Origin of the sequence: Pseudomonas putida, assembly GCF_028682395.1 — a bacterium.
In the GTDB taxonomy this organism is placed as follows: domain Bacteria; phylum Pseudomonadota; class Gammaproteobacteria; order Pseudomonadales; family Pseudomonadaceae; genus Aquipseudomonas; species Aquipseudomonas putida_AB.
In genome coordinates, this window is record NZ_JANHLC010000003.1 from 193,274 (window position 1) to 209,606 (window position 16,333).

Here is a 16,333-nt window from a genome sequence, read left to right on the forward strand (position 1 = left end):
GCCATAAGGAGACGCCCCATGGCCCGCAAGCAACTCTTTACCCAAGGTATTCGCGACAGCCTGGCAATGGCGGTGGGCATCCTGCCGTTCGCCCTGATCTTTGGCACACTGGCCGGCGCCGCCGGACTGGATCTGTGGCAGGCAAGTGGGATGTCGCTGCTGGTCTATGCCGGCTCCGCACAACTGATCGCCCTTAGCCTGCTCGGCACAGGCACCAGTGTCGCAGTGATTCTATTGACGACCCTGATCGTCAATCTGCGCCATGTGCTCTACAGCGCCACCCTGCAACCCCACGTCAGCCAATTGCCGCAGCGCTGGCGCATCCTGCTGGCGTTCTGGCTGACCGACGAAACCTTTGCCGTGGCCCAGCGCTTCTACCTGACACATGGCGATAAGCCACAAGCCCATTGGTACTGGCTGGGCGTGGCCAGCGCGTTGTATGCCTGCTGGGTCGGCAGCTCAATCATCGGGGTGCTGTTCGCCCAAGTGGTGCCCGACATGGCCCACTGGGGCCTGGAGTTCGCCATGCTCGCGACCTTTATCGGCATTGTCGTGCCGCTGTTGCGCAGCCAGCCACAAATCGCCGCGGCACTCACCGCAGGCGCTGTGGCCCTGCTCAGCCATGCCTGGCCCTACAAACTGGGGCTGATGGCTGCGGCGTTCACCGGCATCGCCATCGGCGTACTATTGGAATGGCTGGCAGGCCGGGAGCAACAGCCATGAACGCCTGGTGGCTGATCCTGGGGATGGCAGGCATTACCTTTGTGTTGCGCTACAGCCTGTTTGCCTGGCCCGATCTGCGCTTCCCGCCCATGGTGCGCCAAGGCCTGCACTATGTGCCGACCGCCGTGCTGACGGCCATTGTCGTGCCCGGCCTGCTGCTGCCCGACGGCCAACACTGGGCGCTAGCGCTGGACAACGCCTATTTGCTGGCCGGGCTCGCAGCCATCCTGATCGCCGCGCTGACCCGCCACCTGCTGGCGACCATCGGCGGCAGCCTGCTGGTGTTCTTCATGCTGCGCTGGATACTCGGGCAATTGCCAATCTGAATGGCCGCGCCGACACAGAGCGCTCCCACAAACCCGAGGCATAAAAAAACGCCCCCGACCGCAAGGCCGGGGGCGTTTTTATTCAGCCGGAACTAAAGACTCAGTTCTTGGCTTTCTTGGCAGCGCGGGTACGCTCGCTTTCGTCCAGGATCTTCTTGCGAAGACGGATGGACTTAGGCGTCACTTCACACAGCTCGTCGTCCTGGATGAATTCCAGGGCCTGCTCCAAGGTGAAGCGAACAGGTGGAACCAGGGCGATGGTTTCGTCTTTACCCGAAGCACGCATGTTGTCGAGCTTCTTGCCCTTGGTAGGGTTAACGCCCAGGTCGTTGTCGCGGCTGTTCAGGCCGACGATCTGACCGTTGTAGATTTCCTGGCCGTGCTCGACGAACAGCTTGCCGCGCGCCTGCAGGGTTTCCAGGGAGTAGGTCAGAGCCTTGCCGGTCTCAACCGATACCAGAACACCGTTCTGACGGCCGGACATGTCGCCGGACTTCATCACGTCGTAACGGTCGAAGATCGAGGTCAGGATGCCAGCACCGTTGGTCAGGGTCAGGAACTGGTTACGGAAACCGATCAGACCACGAGCAGGGATGTTGTATTCCAGACGAACACGGCCTTTGCCATCCGGCACCATGTTGGTCAGGTCGCCCTTACGCAGGCCCATCTCTTCCATCACCTTGCCCTGGGATTCTTCCGGCAGGTCGATGGTGACGTTCTCGAACGGTTCGTGCTTCACGCCGTCAACCAGACGGATGATCACTTCCGGACGACCTACAGCCATTTCGAAGCCTTCGCGACGCATGGTTTCGATCAGTACCGAGAGGTGCAGCTCACCACGACCGGAAACCTTGAACTTGTCAGCCGAGTCGCCTTCTTCAACGCGCAGTGCAACGTTGTACAGAAGCTCTTTGTCCAGACGTTCCTTGATGTTACGGGAAGTCACGAACTTGCCTTCTTTACCGCAGAATGGCGAGTCGTTGACCTGGAAGGTCATGGAAACGGTTGGCTCGTCGACGGTCAGCGGCTTCATCGCTTCAACGTTCAGCGGATCGCACAGGGTGTCGGAGATGAACAGCTCGTCCATACCGCTGATGCAGACGATGTCGCCGGCGGCAGCTTCTTCAACGTCAACGCGGTGCAGACCGTGGTGACCCATCAGTTTCAGGATACGACCGTTGCGCTTCTTGCCGTTCACGTCGATGGCAACCACCGGGGTGTTTGGCTTGACGCGACCGCGAGCGATACGGCCAACGCCGATAACACCCAGGAAGCTGTTGTAGTCCAGAGCGGAGATCTGCATCTGGAACGGGCCATCACGGTCAACGGTCGGCGCCGGAACGTGGTCGACAATCGCCTGGTACAGCGGGGTCATGTCTTCAGCCATTTCGGTGTGATCCAGACCGGCAATACCGTTCAGCGCGGAAGCGTAAACGACTTGGAAGTCCAGCTGCTCTTCGGTGGCACCCAGGTTGTCGAACAGATCGAAGATCTGGTCCAGAACCCAGTCCGGACGTGCGCCCGGACGGTCGACCTTGTTGATGACCACGATTGGACGCAGGCCGGCTTCGAAAGCCTTCTTGGTCACGAAACGGGTTTGCGGCATCGGGCCGTCTTGGGCGTCGACCAGCAGCAGCACGGAGTCAACCATGGTCATTACGCGTTCAACTTCGCCACCGAAGTCGGCGTGGCCCGGGGTGTCCACGATGTTGATGTGGTAGCCGTTCCAGTTGATGGCGGTGTTTTTCGCCAGGATGGTAATACCGCGCTCTTTTTCCTGGTCGTTGGAGTCCATCACGCGCTCGTCGTTGAGCTCGTTGCGCTCCAGGGTGCCGGATTGACGCAGGAGTTTGTCTACCAGGGTGGTCTTACCATGGTCAACGTGGGCAATGATGGCGATGTTGCGTAGATTTTCGATCACGTGTGTATCTCGATCAGAGGATTCGGTGTGCTGACAGCTCGTGACAGCGTTTAACAGTAGAGTCAGGCTTTGCCGTTACAGCTTGACGCTGGCGTCGGGGGGCCGGTGACGCAGGCCACAGGCAAACAGCCCCGGGCTTTTAGCTCGGTCGATAAACGCGCACATTGGCATGTCCCTCACTGAGCAAATGGTGGGCATGCAGGCGACTCATCACGCCTTTGTCGCAATACAGCAGGTACTGACGGGCCGCATCCAGTTCCTTGAAGCGGCTGTTCAAAGCAAAGAACGGCAGCGCTTTTACTTCGATGCCAGGCAACTCCAGCGGCTGGTCTTCCTGGGCATCCGGGTGACGGATGTCGAGGACGATCTGACCGGCCAGGGCTTCGCTGACCTCTTCTACGTGCAAGTCCTGGCCCAACTCGTCGATCACACGATCGATCGGCACCAGTTTGGCTCGCTCGAGCGCACGCTCAAGAACGGCCATGTCGAATTCTTTCTCTTCATGCTCCACACGCGGGCGCTTGGCGTGGGTCTTGGGGTTGACCGAAATCACCCCACAATACTCGGGCATGTGCTTGGCAAAGTCGGCGGTACCGATCTCGTTTGCCAGATCGATGATGTCCTGCTTGTGGCTGGCGATCAGCGGGCGCATCACCAGCTTGTCGGTCACGCAGTCGATCACCGACAGGTTGGGCAGCGTCTGGCTGGACACTTGGGAAATCGCCTCGCCGGTGACCAGCGCGTCGATTTCCAGACGGTCGGCAATCTTGGACGCGGCGCGCAACATCATACGCTTCAATACCACGCCCATATGACTGTTATCGACTTTGCCGAGAATTTCGCCGAGCACTTCCTCAAACGGTACGCTGACAAACAGCACCCGCTGGGAGCTGCCGTACTTCTTCCATATATAGTGCGCGACTTCCATCACGCCCAGCTCATGGGCCCGCCCGCCCAAATTAAAGAAGCAGAAATGGCTCATCAGGCCACGGCGCATCATCTGGTAGGCCGCTACCGTCGAATCGAAACCGCCGGACATCAGCACCAGGGTCTGATCGATGGAGCCGAGGGGGAAACCACCCAGGCCATTGTGCTGGTTGTGGATGACAAACAACCGTTGGTCGCGAATTTCGATCCGGACTTCGATTTCCGGCTCTTTCAGCGAAATTCCGGCCGCACCGCACTGCCGACGCAGCTGGCTGCCGACGTATTTCTCGACATCCATAGAGCTGAACGGGTGCTTGCCGCCACGCTTGCAGCGCACCGAAAAAATCTTCCCGGCCAGGGCGTCGCCCACATGCTGACGGCACTTGGCAGTGATGTCGTCGAAGTCACCCAGCGGGTACTCGTCGACCTGCAGAAAGTGCGCGATACCAGGCATGCAGCACAGGCGTTCACCCAGCTCCTTCAGGGCCTTGGGGTCGGTCAGCGCGGTTTCCAGCTCGAGATTGTCCCACACACCATTGACCACCACAGCCGGGTCCAGATCGCGGAGCACGGCACGGATATTTTTGGCCAACTGGCGGATGAAACGCATCCGGACCGGGCGGCTCTTGATGGTGATCTCGGGGAAGACTTTGACGATTAGTTTCATGAAAACAGCGCGCGAGAGGCCAGCCGAAAAAGGGGGGCGCGGATTATAGCGGAAATTGTTCAAGGTTTAACCAATTATCGTGCAACTGCTTTTCTCTGCACCAAAACGGGTCGCCATCCGCTTTGAACGCCCCATTCAAGGGCGCAGCACGGAAGAAAAATGACATTTATCAGGCCAATTGCGTGAATTCGGGGCATAAAACCCATCTCGGGGCACTGGCATGCAATTTGCTCTCTTGTGAGGCAGGTTGCCTTGGCAGAGTATTCGCGCCGGCATCACCCACATATCAAGGGCTGACCACTACCCCCAGCCCTAAGCCACCCCGGAGGACACTATGTCGAAGTCGGTTCAACTCATCAAAGATCATGACGTCAAATGGATTGATCTGCGCTTCACAGACACCAAAGGCACTCAGCACCACGTGACCATGCCGGCTCGTGACGCGCTGGATGACGCCTTCTTCGAAGAAGGTAAAATGTTCGACGGTTCCTCCATCGCCGGCTGGAAAGGCATCGAAGCGTCCGACATGATCCTGATGCCGGACGACAGCACTGCCGTACTCGACCCGTTCACCGAAGAGCCGACCCTGATCCTGGTCTGCGACGTGATCGAGCCCTCGACCATGCAGGGCTACGACCGCGACCCACGCGCCATCGCCAAGCGCGCCGAGGAATACCTGAAGTCCACCGGTATCGGTGACACCGTATTCGTAGGCCCGGAACCAGAATTCTTCATCTTCGACGAAGTGAAATTCAAATCCGATATCTCCGGCTCCATGTTCAAGATCTTCTCCGAACAGGGCTCGTGGATGTCCGACCAGGACGTCGAAGGCGGCAACCGCGGCCACCGTCCAGGTATCAAAGGCGGCTACTTCCCGGTTCCACCGTTCGACCACGACCACGAAATCCGTACCTCCATGTGCAACGCCATGGAAGAAATGGGCCTGGTCATCGAAGTTCATCACCACGAAGTGGCGACTGCCGGTCAGAACGAAATCGGCGTGAAGTTCAACACTCTGGTAGCCAAGGCTGACGAAGTTCAGACCCTGAAGTACTGCGTACACAACGTTGCCGACGCCTACGGCCGTACCGCAACCTTCATGCCTAAGCCTCTGTACGGCGACAACGGTTCGGGCATGCACGTCCACCTGTCGATCGCTAAAGAAGGCAAGAACACCTTCGCTGGCGAAGGCTATGCCGGCCTGTCCGACACCGCCCTGTACTTCATCGGCGGTATCATCAAGCACGGTAAGGCACTGAACGGTTTCACCAACCCGTCGACCAACTCCTACAAGCGTCTGGTTCCAGGTTTCGAAGCACCGGTCATGCTGGCCTATTCGGCACGTAACCGTTCCGCGTCGATCCGTATCCCTTACGTTTCCAGCCCACGCGCGCGTCGTATCGAAGCTCGCTTCCCGGATCCAGCAGCCAACCCGTACCTGGGCTTCGCTGCACTGCTGATGGCTGGCCTGGACGGCATCCAGAACAAGATCCACCCAGGCGACGCTGCTGACAAAAACCTGTACGACCTGCCGCCTGAAGAGGCGAAAGAGATCCCACAAGTTTGTGGCAGCCTGAAAGAAGCCCTGGAAGAGCTGGACAAGGGCCGTGCGTTCCTGACCAAAGGCGGCGTTTTCAGCGACGATTTCATCGACGCTTACATCGAGCTCAAGAGCGAAGAAGAAATCAAGGTCCGCACCTTCGTACACCCACTGGAATACGAGCTGTACTACAGCTGCTAATCCAGTAGCGCCTGCGCAAGCGGCGTGACCAGAAAGGCCTCCTCCGGGAGGCCTTTTTTATGGGTGCCTGTTTATCGGCTTTGGAGATCGCCCGGGCCTGACCTATGCTGTGGCCCATCGCACTCCTGACCGGTCCCAGCCCATGCGCCGACGTCTACTGCCCCTGTTGCTCCTGATTTGCGCCCTGCCCGTGGCCGCGCAGATCTACAAGTACACCGACGCCAACGGCAATACTGCCTACAGCAATCAGCCACCGGACGGCAAAGCCAGCCAGACCGTCGAGCTACCACCTCTCAACAGCATCGTGCGCCAGCAACCTATCGCGCTGCCACCAGGCCAGGAACCGAGCAACCAGGCCACCAGCGCCGCGCCCTACAGCGCCTTGGAGCTGACCGATGTACCCACCGATGCCGCCGCATTGCGCGCCAACAACGGCACCTTCACCGTCGGCGTGCGTATCGAACCGCGCCTGCAAAATGGCCATCGCCTGCGCCTGGTCCTGGATGGCAATGCCTATGGCCAACTCAGCAATGTGCCACGCCTGCAACTGGTCAATATCGACCGGGGCGAACACAGCCTGTCGGTACAGGTCCTGGATGGCGAACGGGTGGTCCAGCAAAGCCCGACGGTAACGTTCACCGTGCAACGGGTGCACAAGCCTTGATCCGCCTGCTCGCGACCCTGCTCTGCCTGCTGGCACCGGCCCTCGCCACTGCCGAGGTCTATACCTATATCGACAGCCAGGGCAATCGGGTCTTCACCGACCAGCCCCATGCCAACGCCAAACGCGTGCCACTGGCGCCGAGCAACCGCATGGCGGCCAACCCCGGCGCGGTCAAGGTGCTCAAGCCCCAGACACCGCCGGCCAGCGCCAAGCCGCCGCCCAGCGTGCCTTACCAACTGCTGCGCATCCTGGTGCCAGAGCCCGACGCCGAAGTGCGCAGCAGTCCTGGCGAGTTGATTGTCAGCGTCACCAGCGAGCCGGGCCTGCAACCCGGACACAGTTACCGCCTGCTGCTCGATGGCAAGCCCACTGGTGAACCGGGCATCAGCCCGGTCTTCGCCCTGGCCAGCATTGACCGCGGCCGCCATCAACTGGCCGTGGAAATCCTCGACAGCGCCGGACGCATCGTCGAGCGCACCCCCAGCCAGGCATTCCAGATGTTGCGCATCTCCCTGGCGCAAAAGCGTCAGGCTCATCCCTGCGCCAAGACCGATTACGGCGTGCGTCCGGAATGCCCGCTAGCGGACAAGCCCAAAGAAGAAAAAAGCAGCTTCCTCCCCTTCCTGTAGGCGCGGGTGCGCTCGCGCCCGCAAAAAAGCCGGCTTTCCAAGCATTTCTGCCAAAGCGCTCTATATTGGTGCGACGACTGCCCGCGCACGCCAACACCAGCCCATTTTGGGTCGAAATACCGCCCCAGGCCTGGCAAAACGCCAGCTAATAGGCCTTGAAACGCCTGTTTAAACGCAATTACGCTTCTTTTCGGAGCCTTGGTTTGGTTCTTGCATTTTCCTGGCACTGGCGCGTCATTCGCGCACGCGGGCAGAGACCGGACTCTGCCTGCCCTGCTCCAAAAGAGGTCCTGCATGACCATCAACGATGCGCTGCACCGCTTGCTACTCGACAACCTGACCACCGCCACCATCCTGCTCAATGCCGACTTGCGCCTTGAGTACATGAACCCGGCGGCGGAAATGCTCCTGGCCATCAGCGGCCAGCGCAGCCACGGGCAATTTATCAGCGAACTCTTCACCGAATCGACCGAGGCCCTCAGCTCCCTGCGCCAGGCCGTCGAGCAGGCACACCCGTTCACCAAGCGTGAAGCCATGCTGACCGCCCTGACCGGGCAGACGCTGACCGTCGACTACGCGGTAACACCGATTCTCAGCCAGGGCTCGACCCTGCTGCTGCTGGAGGTCCATCCCCGCGACCGGTTGCTGCGCATCACCAAGGAAGAGGCCCAGCTCTCCAAGCAGGAAACCACCAAGATGCTGGTGCGCGGCCTGGCCCACGAGATCAAGAACCCGCTCGGCGGCATCCGTGGCGCCGCGCAGTTGTTGGCTCGCGAGCTTCCCGAGGAGAGCCTCAAGGACTACACCAACGTCATCATCGAGGAAGCCGACCGCCTGCGTAACCTGGTCGACCGCATGCTCGGCTCGAACAAGCTGCCTTCACTGGCCATGACCAACGTCCATGAAGTGCTGGAACGGGTCTGTAGCCTGGTCGAGGCCGAGAGCCAGGGCTGCATCACCCTGGTGCGCGATTACGACCCCAGCATTCCCGACGTGTTGATCGACCGCGAGCAGATGATCCAGGCCGTGCTCAATATCGTGCGCAACGCCATGCAGGCCATCAGCAGCCAGAACGAGCTGCGCCTGGGCCGCATCACCCTGCGCACCCGTGCCTTGCGCCAGTTCACCATTGGCCATATCCGCCACCGCCTGGTGACCAAGGTCGAGATTATCGACAACGGCCCGGGGATCCCCGCGGAACTGCAGGAAACCATTTTCTATCCGATGGTCAGTGGCCGTCCGGACGGCACCGGACTGGGCCTGGCCATTACCCAGAACATCATCAGCCAGCACCAGGGCTTGATCGAATGTGACAGCCACCCCGGCCACACCACCTTCTCGATCTTCCTGCCACTGGAACAAGGAGCCCCATCGACATGAGCCGTAGTGAAACCGTGTGGATCGTCGATGACGACCGTTCTATCCGCTGGGTCCTGGAAAAAGCCCTGCAACAGGAAGGCATGACCACCCAGAGCTTCGACAGCGCCGATGGCGTGATGAGCCGCCTGGCTCGCCAGCAGCCCGACGTGATCATCTCCGACATCCGCATGCCCGGCGCCAGCGGCCTGGAATTGCTGGCCCGGATACGCGAGCTGCATCCGCGCCTGCCGGTGATCATCATGACCGCCCATTCCGACCTGGACAGCGCCGTTGCCTCGTATCAGGGCGGCGCCTTCGAGTACCTGCCCAAACCGTTCGACGTCGATGAAGCGGTTTCACTGGTCAAGCGGGCCAACCAGCACGCCCAGGAACAGCAAGGCATGGCCGTGGCGCCCACGCTGACCCGCACCCCGGAAATCATCGGTGAAGCACCGGCGATGCAGGAAGTGTTTCGCGCCATCGGGCGCCTGAGCCACTCCAATATCACCGTGCTGATCAATGGCGAGTCGGGCACCGGCAAGGAACTGGTCGCCCACGCGCTGCATCGCCACAGCCCACGGGCCGCGTCGCCCTTTATTGCACTGAATATGGCGGCCATTCCCAAGGACCTGATGGAGTCCGAGCTGTTCGGCCATGAAAAAGGCGCCTTTACCGGCGCGGCCAACCTGCGCCGCGGACGTTTTGAGCAGGCCGATGGCGGCACCCTGTTTCTCGATGAAATCGGCGATATGCCAGCCGACACCCAGACCCGCCTACTACGGGTGCTGGCCGATGGCGAATTTTATCGAGTCGGCGGCCATACGCCGGTCAAGGTTGATGTGCGAATCATCGCCGCGACCCACCAGAACCTGGAAACCCTGGTGCATGCCGGGAAGTTTCGCGAAGACCTGTTCCACCGCCTGAATGTGATCCGCATCCATATCCCGCGCCTGTCCGACCGACGCGAGGATATTCCGACCCTGGCCAAGCACTTCCTGAGCCGTGCGGCCCAGGAGCTGGCGGTCGAACCCAAGCTGTTGAAGGCGGAAACCGAGGAATACCTTAAAAACCTGCCCTGGCCGGGCAACGTGCGCCAGCTGGAAAACACCTGCCGCTGGATCACGGTCATGGCGTCGGGGCGCGAAGTGCATATTGGCGACCTGCCACCCGAGCTGCTGAACCTGCCGCAGGATTCGGCCCCGGTGACCAACTGGGAGCAGGCGCTGCGCCAGTGGGCCGACCAGGCATTGGCCCGTGGCCAGTCGAACCTGCTGGACAGCGCGGTACCGAGTTTCGAACGGATCATGATCGAGACCGCACTCAAGCACACCGCTGGCCGCCGACGCGATGCCGCCGTGCTGCTGGGCTGGGGGCGCAATACCTTGACGCGCAAGATCAAGGAACTGGGCATGAAGGTCGATGGCGGGGACGACGACGACAGCGAAGAAAGCTAAACCCCATACCCCCGCAGGCAATCTGCGGGGGACGCCTGAACGCCCTATCCACCACTGCATCTGTAGCCGCGCGCTTGCTCGCGAGCTTTAGCGTGCCTGAGGAGACTGCAATGGCGCTCCTACAAGAACGCGGGGAGCCCCTTCCCCTGCACCACTCCAAGGCGCGATGAACCGTCATCGCGCACACGCGGCAACCGGCCCAGACACACCGGACGTCCAGCTGAAAAACCCTGCAGACATGAAAAAGCCCGGATTTCGGGGCTTTCAGCGCGATTGGCGGGGCATTTCACAGGTTTTGAAAAAACTGGCACGCCCCCTGCAATACCCCTGATACGAACCAGTTTTGGGGACCTTGGTACAGGCAGGCCAGGAATCCCCTTCTTTACACCCGGGCTCACGCCTCATTGGCGACGAGCCCAGCGTTTCGGGAACCCCGGTACAGGCAGGCCGGGAATTCCCTCTTTACTAACGGGCTCATACCGCACATCGCGACGCGCCCCACCCGTTTCGGGAGCCCTGGTACAGGCAGGCCAGGGTTCCCTCTTTACACCGGACCTGGCGCTTATGGCGCCGAGCCCACAACCTCTTCGGGAGCCCGGTACAGGCAGGCCGGGACCTCCCGCTTTTATTGCTCGCCCACCCTGATCGTCAACTTCCAGCGCCCATCCTGTTCGGTGCCGGCCCAGTCACCGCGCAGCGGACGGGCCGCCACCAGCGTCAGCAACAAGCCGCCATCGCTCAACCGCAACCGCCAGTTGGCATCACGCCCCGCAACCTTGAACCGGCCCTTCTGCGCCTTGCCTTCGGCGTCGAACAGCAGCGCCAGCGTGCCGTCGATATGCTCGCCGTGCAGCTTGGGCTCGGCACTGAACCACAGCACCACTTCATCATTCGCCGCCTCAACCTGCTGCAACCGCACCGGGTCGGCGGTGGTAAGACGACCGATCATCAAGCCGACCATCACCCCCACAATCGCCAGGGAGAGCATGACCCGCGGGAAGAGCTTCGGCCGCGGGTCCTCTTCAGGGGTAGAATGGCCCCCATCTTCAAGTTCGGAGCCGTGCATGTTTCACGTCATCCTTTTTCAACCAGAAATTCCGCCGAATACCGGCAACATTATCAGGCTCTGCGCCAACAGCGGCAGCCACCTGCATTTGATCGAGCCGATCGGCTTCGAGATGGACGACAAGCGCCTGCGCCGCGCCGGCCTCGACTATCACGAGTACGCCACCTTGCAGCGCCATGCCGACCTGCCCAGTTGCCTGGAAAGCCTCGGCCAGCCAAGGCTGTTCGCCTTTACCACCAAGGGCTCGCGGCTGTTCCACGATGCTCGCTTCGCCGAAGGCGACGCGTTTCTGTTCGGCCCGGAAAGCCGCGGCCTGCCGGCCGAGGTGCTCGATGCCCTGCCCGCCGAACAGCGCCTGCGCCTGCCCATGCGCGAAGGCTGCCGCAGCCTGAACCTGTCCAACACCGTCGCGGTGGCGGTCTACGAAGGCTGGCGGCAACTGGGTTTCGCCTGACCCAAATGCATCGCGGGCAAGCCCACTCCTACAAGGCTCTTGAAAAGCCTGTAGAAGCGGGCTTGCCCGCGATAGGGACAACCGACGTTTACTGAACGGTCGGTGCGCCTTCCTGCTGCATGCGCTGCAACTCTTGCGCGTACAGCGCATCGAAGTTCACCGGAGCCAGCATCAGGGCCGGGAACGAACCACGGGTCACCAGGCTGTCCAGCGCTTCGCGAGCGTACGGGAACAGGATGTTCGGGCAGAACGCGCCCAGGGTGTGGCTCATCGAGCCCGCATCCAGGTTCTTGATCAGGAAGATCCCGGCCTGCTGGACTTCAGCGATAAAGGCAACTTCGTCACCGTTCTTCACGGTGACCGACAGGGTCAGCACGACTTCGTGGAAGTCTTCTTCCAGAGGCTTCTGACGAGTGTTGAGGTCCAGACCTACGCTCGGCTCCCACTGCTGGCGAAAGATCGCCGGGCTTTTCGGGGCTTCGAACGACAGGTCACGGACGTAGATGCGCTGCAGGGAAAATTGTGGACCGGTGTCTTCTTCGCTAGCAGCAGCGGTGTTCTGTTGGTCAGTCATCGCAGATCCTTGTTGATCTTCAGTCTTCTTAGGGTTTCAGATTCAGGCGTGCAGCAGTGCGTCCAGTTTCCCTGCGCGTTCCAGGGCGAACAGGTCGTCGCAACCGCCCACATGGGTGCTGCCGATCCAGATCTGCGGCACCGACGTGCGCCCGGCCTTTTGGGCCATTTCGGTGCGCACCTGCGGCTTGCCATCGACCTTGATCTCGTCGAAGGTCACGCCCTTGCTCTGCAGCAGCGCCTTGGCGCGTGAGCAGTAGGGGCAGTAATCACTGGAGTAGACGACGACGTTGCTCATTTCACTTCACCAGCGGCAAGTTATCGGCACGCCAGCTGGAAATGCCACCCCCGAGTTTGGCGGCAGTGAAGCCAGCCTTGAGCAGCTCACGCGCATGGGTGCCGGCGTGCTGGCCCATGGCGTCGACCAGAATCAGGGTCTTGGCCTTGTGTTTTTCCAGCTCGCCAATGCGCGCCATCAATTTGTCTTGAGGGATATTCAGCGCCCCGACGATGTGACCGGCCGCGTAATCCTTGGCAGGGCGGATATCGATCACCAGGCCTTGCTCGCTGTTGACCAGCGCCGTGAGTTCACGAGTGCTGAGGCTGCGGCCCCCGCGGCTCATTTCGTGAATGATCAGCAGCACCAGAAGAACGACGAAACCGCCGACGAGCAGGTAGTGACTAGTGGCAAAGGCAATCAGGTGAGCAACCATCAGGAGGTTCCAGGGCGTTAAAATGTCGGCCAGTATACACAGCCGCTCTGGTCGGCCAAACCCCGCCCGGCGGTGACGCCAGCGGAACTTGCCTTTAAACTGCCGCTCTTTTACTTCTTCTTTCAATCCAGCCGCGAGTGGGATTCATGACGACCACGCCCAAACCCCTGATCCTGATCATCCTGGATGGCTTCGGTCACAGTGAGAGCCACGAGTACAACGCCGTCTACTCCGCCAGGACCCCGGTGCTCGACCGCCTTTGCGCCACCCAGCCCAACGGCCTGATCTCCGGCTCCGGGATGGACGTCGGCCTGCCGGACGGGCAGATGGGCAACTCGGAAGTCGGCCATATGAACCTCGGCGCTGGCCGCGTGGTGTACCAGGACTTCACGCGGGTGACCAAATCCATCCGCGACGGCGATTTCTTCGAGAATCCGACCCTCTGCACCGCCGTGGACAAAGCTGTCAGCGCAGGCAAAGCCGTGCATATCCTCGGTTTGCTCTCCGACGGCGGCGTGCACAGCCACCAGGACCATCTGATCGCGATGGCCGAACTGGCCTTCAAGCGCGGCGCCGAAAAGATCTACCTGCACGCCTTTCTCGATGGCCGTGACACGCCGCCCAAGAGCGCCCAGTCCTCCATCGAATTGCTGGACACCGCCTTCGCCGCACTCGGCAAGGGCCGGATCGCCAGCCTGATCGGTCGCTACTTCGCCATGGACCGTGACAATCGCTGGGACCGCGTCGCCCAGGCCTACGACCTGATCGTCGACGGCCATGGCCAGTTCAATGCCGCTACCGCCCAGCAAGGCCTCGAAGAGGCCTACGCCCGTGGCGAAAGCGATGAGTTCGTCAAGGCCACCACCATTGGCGAGCCGGTCAAGGTCGAAGACGGCGACGCCGTGGTCTTCATGAACTTCCGTGCCGACCGCGCCCGCGAGCTGACTCGCGTCTTCGTCGAAGAAGGTTTCAGCGACTTCCCTCGTGCCCGCCAGCCGAAACTGGCCGGCTTCGTGATGCTGACCCAATACGCGGCCAGCATCCCAGCACCGGCAGCCTTCGCCCCCGGCAGCCTGGAAAACGTGCTGGGCGACTACCTGGCAAAAAACGGCAAAACCCAGCTGCGCATTGCCGAAACCGAGAAATATGCCCACGTCACCTTCTTCTTCTCCGGAGGTCGCGAAGAACCGTTCCCGGGTGAAGAGCGCATCCTGATTCCATCACCCAAGGTCGCCACCTACGACCTGCAGCCGGAAATGAGCGCCCCCGAAGTCACCGATCGGATTGTCGACGCCATCGAACACCAGCGTTACGACGTGATTGTCGTCAACTACGCCAACGGCGACATGGTCGGCCATAGCGGCGTGTTCGACGCAGCGGTCAAGGCCGTGGAATGCCTGGACCAGTGCGTCGGACGGATCATCGAAGCGCTGGACAAGGTCGGTGGCGAAGCCCTGATCACCGCCGACCACGGTAATGTCGAACAGATGGAAGACGCGTGCACCGGCCAGGCACACACCGCCCATACCTGTGAGCCCGTACCGTTCATCTATGTCGGCAAACGCGCCCTGGACGTACGCGAAGGCGGGGTTCTGGCCGATGTCGCGCCGACCATGCTCAAACTGCTCGGGTTGGAAAAGCCTGCTGAAATGACCGGCACCTCGATCCTCGTCGAGCGTTAAAAACCGGCCAATCCGGCCAACTTGATCGAGTTGGCCGGCATATTTATCGCAAACGCCCGAAAGCAGCCGCTTCTGGGCGTTTTTTTTGCTGGCCGTGGCGGGCATACTAGGCCGTCCCATTCCCAGGTGTCGCCCGCCCCATGCTTCGCGCCCTTATTGCTCTAGCCCTGATTTGCCTGCTCCAGCCGGCGTTTGCCGACGAGCGTGCACAAACCCAACAACAGTTGGACGCTACGCGTCAGGATATCGCCGAGCTGAAAAAACTCCTCGGCAAGCTCCAGGAAGAAAAATCAGGGGTGCAAAAAGACCTGCGCGGCACTGAAACCGAGATGGGCAAGCTGGAAAAGCAGGTCGACGCCCTGCAAAAAGAACTGAAAAAGAGTGAAGGCGAGCTGCAGCGACTCGATAGCGAGAAAAAAAAACTCCAGAGCGCGCGCACTGAACAGCAGCGACTGATCGCCATCCAGGCCCGCGCGGCCTACCAGAGCGGTCGTCAGGAGTACCTCAAGCTGCTGCTCAACCAGCAAAACCCGGAAAAATTCGCCCGCACCCTGACCTATTACGACTACCTGAGCCAGGCCCGCCTGGAGCAGTTGAAAAACTTCAATGAGACCCTGCGCCAACTGGCTAATGTCGAACAGGACATCAACCTGCAGCAGGCCCAGTTGCTGGTGCAGCAGAGCAGCCTCGACAGCCAGCGCGAAGAACTGGCCAAAGTCCGCAAGGAGCGCCAACTGGCCCTGGCCAAGCTCAACGACGACGTCAAGGCCCGCGACCAGAAGCTGCAGGCGCGCGAGCAGGACCAGGCCGATCTGGCCAAAGTCCTCAAGACCATCGAGGAAACCCTCGCTCGCCAGGCCCGCGAAGCAGAAGAAGCGCGTCAAAAAGCGCTGATCGCCCAGCAGGAAGCCGAAAAAAAGCGCCAGCGCGAAGCACAATCACTGGCCAGCGACAGCCCGCGTAAACCGCCACGTACAGCCCCCGGCCCACTGGTTTCCAGCGCAGGAGAATCCTTCGGCGGCCCTTTTGTCTCAGCGCGCGGCAAACTTCCATGGCCGGTTGATGGTCGATTGCTTGCGCGCTTTGGTGAAACCCGTGGCGATGACACCCGGACCAAATGGGATGGCGTGATGATCGGCGCCACCGCCGGCAGTCAGGTCCACGCCGTCCACGGTGGGCGCGTGGTGTTCGCCGACTGGTTGCGAGGTGCCGGCCTGCTGGTCATTCTCGACCACGGCAATGGTTATCTCAGCCTTTACGGCCATAATCAGACGCTGCTCAAGGCCGCCGGTGATGTCGTGAAGGCAGGGGAGTCGATCTCCACTGTCGGCAATAGTGGCGGACAGGACACCGCAGCGCTGTACTTCGCTATACGTCAGCAGGGTCGTCCAAGTGATCCGGCACAATGGTGTCGCGCGCAAGGATAGGCGCCGT

At 61.0% G+C, this 16,333-nt stretch carries 16 protein-coding genes; 10 read left to right on the forward strand and 6 right to left on the reverse strand.

Annotated features, from left to right (window positions below; translation table 11 throughout):
* Positions 1-18: 18 nt before the first annotated feature.
* Positions 19-723 (forward strand): AzlC family ABC transporter permease, encoded by a 705-nt coding sequence (locus NPS46_RS09120; protein WP_274106378.1) that lies wholly within the window; start codon positions 19-21, stop codon positions 721-723.
* Positions 720-1,049, forward strand: a complete 330-nt coding sequence (locus tag NPS46_RS09125; protein ID WP_274106379.1) for an AzlD domain-containing protein — start codon at positions 720-722, stop codon at positions 1,047-1,049. Before NPS46_RS09120 ends, NPS46_RS09125 begins: the two co-directional genes overlap by 4 nt.
* 100 nt (positions 1,050-1,149) lie before the next feature.
* Here NPS46_RS09125 and typA read toward each other — a convergent pair whose 3' ends face one another.
* On the reverse strand, positions 1,150-2,970 hold the full coding sequence (gene typA / locus NPS46_RS09130; RefSeq protein WP_274106381.1) for a translational GTPase TypA: 1,821 nt from the start codon (positions 2,968-2,970) through the stop codon (positions 1,150-1,152).
* 139 nt (positions 2,971-3,109) lie between these two features.
* Positions 3,110-4,564, reverse strand: coding sequence for a tRNA uracil 4-sulfurtransferase ThiI (gene thiI, locus NPS46_RS09135; RefSeq protein WP_274106383.1), 1,455 nt, complete (start codon positions 4,562-4,564; stop codon positions 3,110-3,112).
* A gap of 334 nt (positions 4,565-4,898) precedes the next feature.
* Here thiI and glnA point away from each other — a divergent pair, with 334 nt between their 5' ends.
* The 5 genes from glnA to ntrC all read left to right on the forward strand — a co-directional run bounded on the left by glnA (position 4,899) and on the right by ntrC (position 10,411).
* Entirely contained in the window at positions 4,899-6,305 is a 1,407-nt protein-coding gene (glnA, locus tag NPS46_RS09140) for a glutamate--ammonia ligase (RefSeq protein WP_274106385.1), read from the forward strand.
* A 142-nt stretch (positions 6,306-6,447) separates the two neighbouring features.
* The gene (locus NPS46_RS09145) at positions 6,448-6,969 is read left to right on the forward strand and encodes a DUF4124 domain-containing protein (protein WP_274106386.1); all 522 of its coding nucleotides are present in this window, start codon (positions 6,448-6,450) and stop codon (positions 6,967-6,969) included.
* Positions 6,966-7,598 carry a DUF4124 domain-containing protein gene (locus NPS46_RS09150; protein WP_425312718.1) on the forward strand — a complete coding sequence of 211 codons (633 nt, stop codon included), beginning with the start codon at positions 6,966-6,968 and terminating at the stop codon, positions 7,596-7,598. Before NPS46_RS09145 ends, NPS46_RS09150 begins: the two co-directional genes overlap by 4 nt.
* 294 nt (positions 7,599-7,892) lie before the next feature.
* The gene (gene glnL, locus NPS46_RS09155) at positions 7,893-8,978 is read left to right on the forward strand and encodes a nitrogen regulation protein NR(II) (RefSeq protein WP_274106387.1); all 1,086 of its coding nucleotides are present in this window, start codon (positions 7,893-7,895) and stop codon (positions 8,976-8,978) included.
* Complete coding sequence (ntrC, locus tag NPS46_RS09160; RefSeq protein WP_274106389.1) at positions 8,975-10,411, forward strand: nitrogen regulation protein NR(I); 1,437 nt, start codon at positions 8,975-8,977, stop codon at positions 10,409-10,411. Before glnL ends, ntrC begins: the two co-directional genes overlap by 4 nt.
* Before the next feature lie 625 nt (positions 10,412-11,036).
* Here ntrC and NPS46_RS09165 read toward each other — a convergent pair.
* Positions 11,037-11,477 carry a hypothetical protein gene (locus NPS46_RS09165; protein WP_274106392.1) on the reverse strand — a complete coding sequence of 147 codons (441 nt, stop codon included), beginning with the start codon at positions 11,475-11,477 and terminating at the stop codon, positions 11,037-11,039.
* Here NPS46_RS09165 and NPS46_RS09170 point away from each other — a divergent pair.
* Complete coding sequence (locus NPS46_RS09170) at positions 11,476-11,931, forward strand: tRNA (cytidine(34)-2'-O)-methyltransferase (RefSeq protein WP_274106394.1); 456 nt, start codon at positions 11,476-11,478, stop codon at positions 11,929-11,931. The two genes, NPS46_RS09165 and NPS46_RS09170, sit on opposite strands and share 2 nt — an antisense overlap.
* A gap of 88 nt (positions 11,932-12,019) precedes the next feature.
* Here the strand turns inward: NPS46_RS09170 and secB are convergent, their stop codons facing one another.
* The 3 genes from secB to NPS46_RS09185 are packed head-to-tail and all read right to left on the reverse strand — an operon-like array spanning position 12,020 to position 13,217.
* Positions 12,020-12,505: a protein-export chaperone SecB gene (gene secB / locus NPS46_RS09175; protein WP_274106396.1), complete on the reverse strand. Its 486-nt coding sequence runs from the start codon at positions 12,503-12,505 to the stop codon at positions 12,020-12,022.
* A gap of 42 nt (positions 12,506-12,547) precedes the next feature.
* Positions 12,548-12,802 carry a glutaredoxin 3 gene (grxC, locus tag NPS46_RS09180; RefSeq protein ID WP_274106398.1) on the reverse strand — a complete coding sequence of 85 codons (255 nt, stop codon included), beginning with the start codon at positions 12,800-12,802 and terminating at the stop codon, positions 12,548-12,550.
* 1 nt (position 12,803) lies between these two features.
* Positions 12,804-13,217: a rhodanese-like domain-containing protein gene (locus NPS46_RS09185; protein ID WP_274106400.1), complete on the reverse strand. Its 414-nt coding sequence runs from the start codon at positions 13,215-13,217 to the stop codon at positions 12,804-12,806.
* Between the two features lie 146 nt (positions 13,218-13,363).
* On the opposite strand from NPS46_RS09185, the gene gpmI reads away from it, so the two are divergent.
* On the forward strand, positions 13,364-14,899 hold the full coding sequence (gene gpmI / locus NPS46_RS09190; RefSeq protein WP_274106402.1) for a 2,3-bisphosphoglycerate-independent phosphoglycerate mutase: 1,536 nt from the start codon (positions 13,364-13,366) through the stop codon (positions 14,897-14,899).
* A gap of 140 nt (positions 14,900-15,039) precedes the next feature.
* Positions 15,040-16,326, forward strand: coding sequence for a murein hydrolase activator EnvC family protein (locus NPS46_RS09195; protein WP_274106404.1), 1,287 nt, complete (start codon positions 15,040-15,042; stop codon positions 16,324-16,326).
* Positions 16,327-16,333: the final 7 nt, after the last annotated feature.

What these genes read in the sequence shown, in the direction of transcription:
- NPS46_RS09120 (WP_274106378.1), top strand. Translation starts at nt 19, where the DNA reads ATGGCCCGCAAGCAACTCTTTACCCAAGGTATTCGCGACAGCCTGGCA.
- NPS46_RS09125 (WP_274106379.1), top strand. Translation starts at nt 720, where the DNA reads ATGAACGCCTGGTGGCTGATCCTGGGGATGGCAGGCATTACCTTTGTG.
- thiI (WP_274106383.1), bottom strand. Translation starts at nt 4,564, where the DNA reads ATGAAACTAATCGTCAAAGTCTTCCCCGAGATCACCATCAAGAGCCGC.
- glnA (WP_274106385.1), top strand. Translation starts at nt 4,899, where the DNA reads ATGTCGAAGTCGGTTCAACTCATCAAAGATCATGACGTCAAATGGATT.
- NPS46_RS09145 (WP_274106386.1), top strand. Translation starts at nt 6,448, where the DNA reads ATGCGCCGACGTCTACTGCCCCTGTTGCTCCTGATTTGCGCCCTGCCC.
- glnL (WP_274106387.1), top strand. Translation starts at nt 7,893, where the DNA reads ATGACCATCAACGATGCGCTGCACCGCTTGCTACTCGACAACCTGACC.
- ntrC (WP_274106389.1), top strand. Translation starts at nt 8,975, where the DNA reads ATGAGCCGTAGTGAAACCGTGTGGATCGTCGATGACGACCGTTCTATC.
- NPS46_RS09170 (WP_274106394.1), top strand. Translation starts at nt 11,476, where the DNA reads ATGTTTCACGTCATCCTTTTTCAACCAGAAATTCCGCCGAATACCGGC.
- NPS46_RS09165 (WP_274106392.1), bottom strand. Translation starts at nt 11,477, where the DNA reads ATGCACGGCTCCGAACTTGAAGATGGGGGCCATTCTACCCCTGAAGAG.
- secB (WP_274106396.1), bottom strand. Translation starts at nt 12,505, where the DNA reads ATGACTGACCAACAGAACACCGCTGCTGCTAGCGAAGAAGACACCGGT.
- grxC (WP_274106398.1), bottom strand. Translation starts at nt 12,802, where the DNA reads ATGAGCAACGTCGTCGTCTACTCCAGTGATTACTGCCCCTACTGCTCA.
- NPS46_RS09185 (WP_274106400.1), bottom strand. Translation starts at nt 13,217, where the DNA reads ATGGTTGCTCACCTGATTGCCTTTGCCACTAGTCACTACCTGCTCGTC.
- gpmI (WP_274106402.1), top strand. Translation starts at nt 13,364, where the DNA reads ATGACGACCACGCCCAAACCCCTGATCCTGATCATCCTGGATGGCTTC.
- NPS46_RS09195 (WP_274106404.1), top strand. Translation starts at nt 15,040, where the DNA reads ATGCTTCGCGCCCTTATTGCTCTAGCCCTGATTTGCCTGCTCCAGCCG.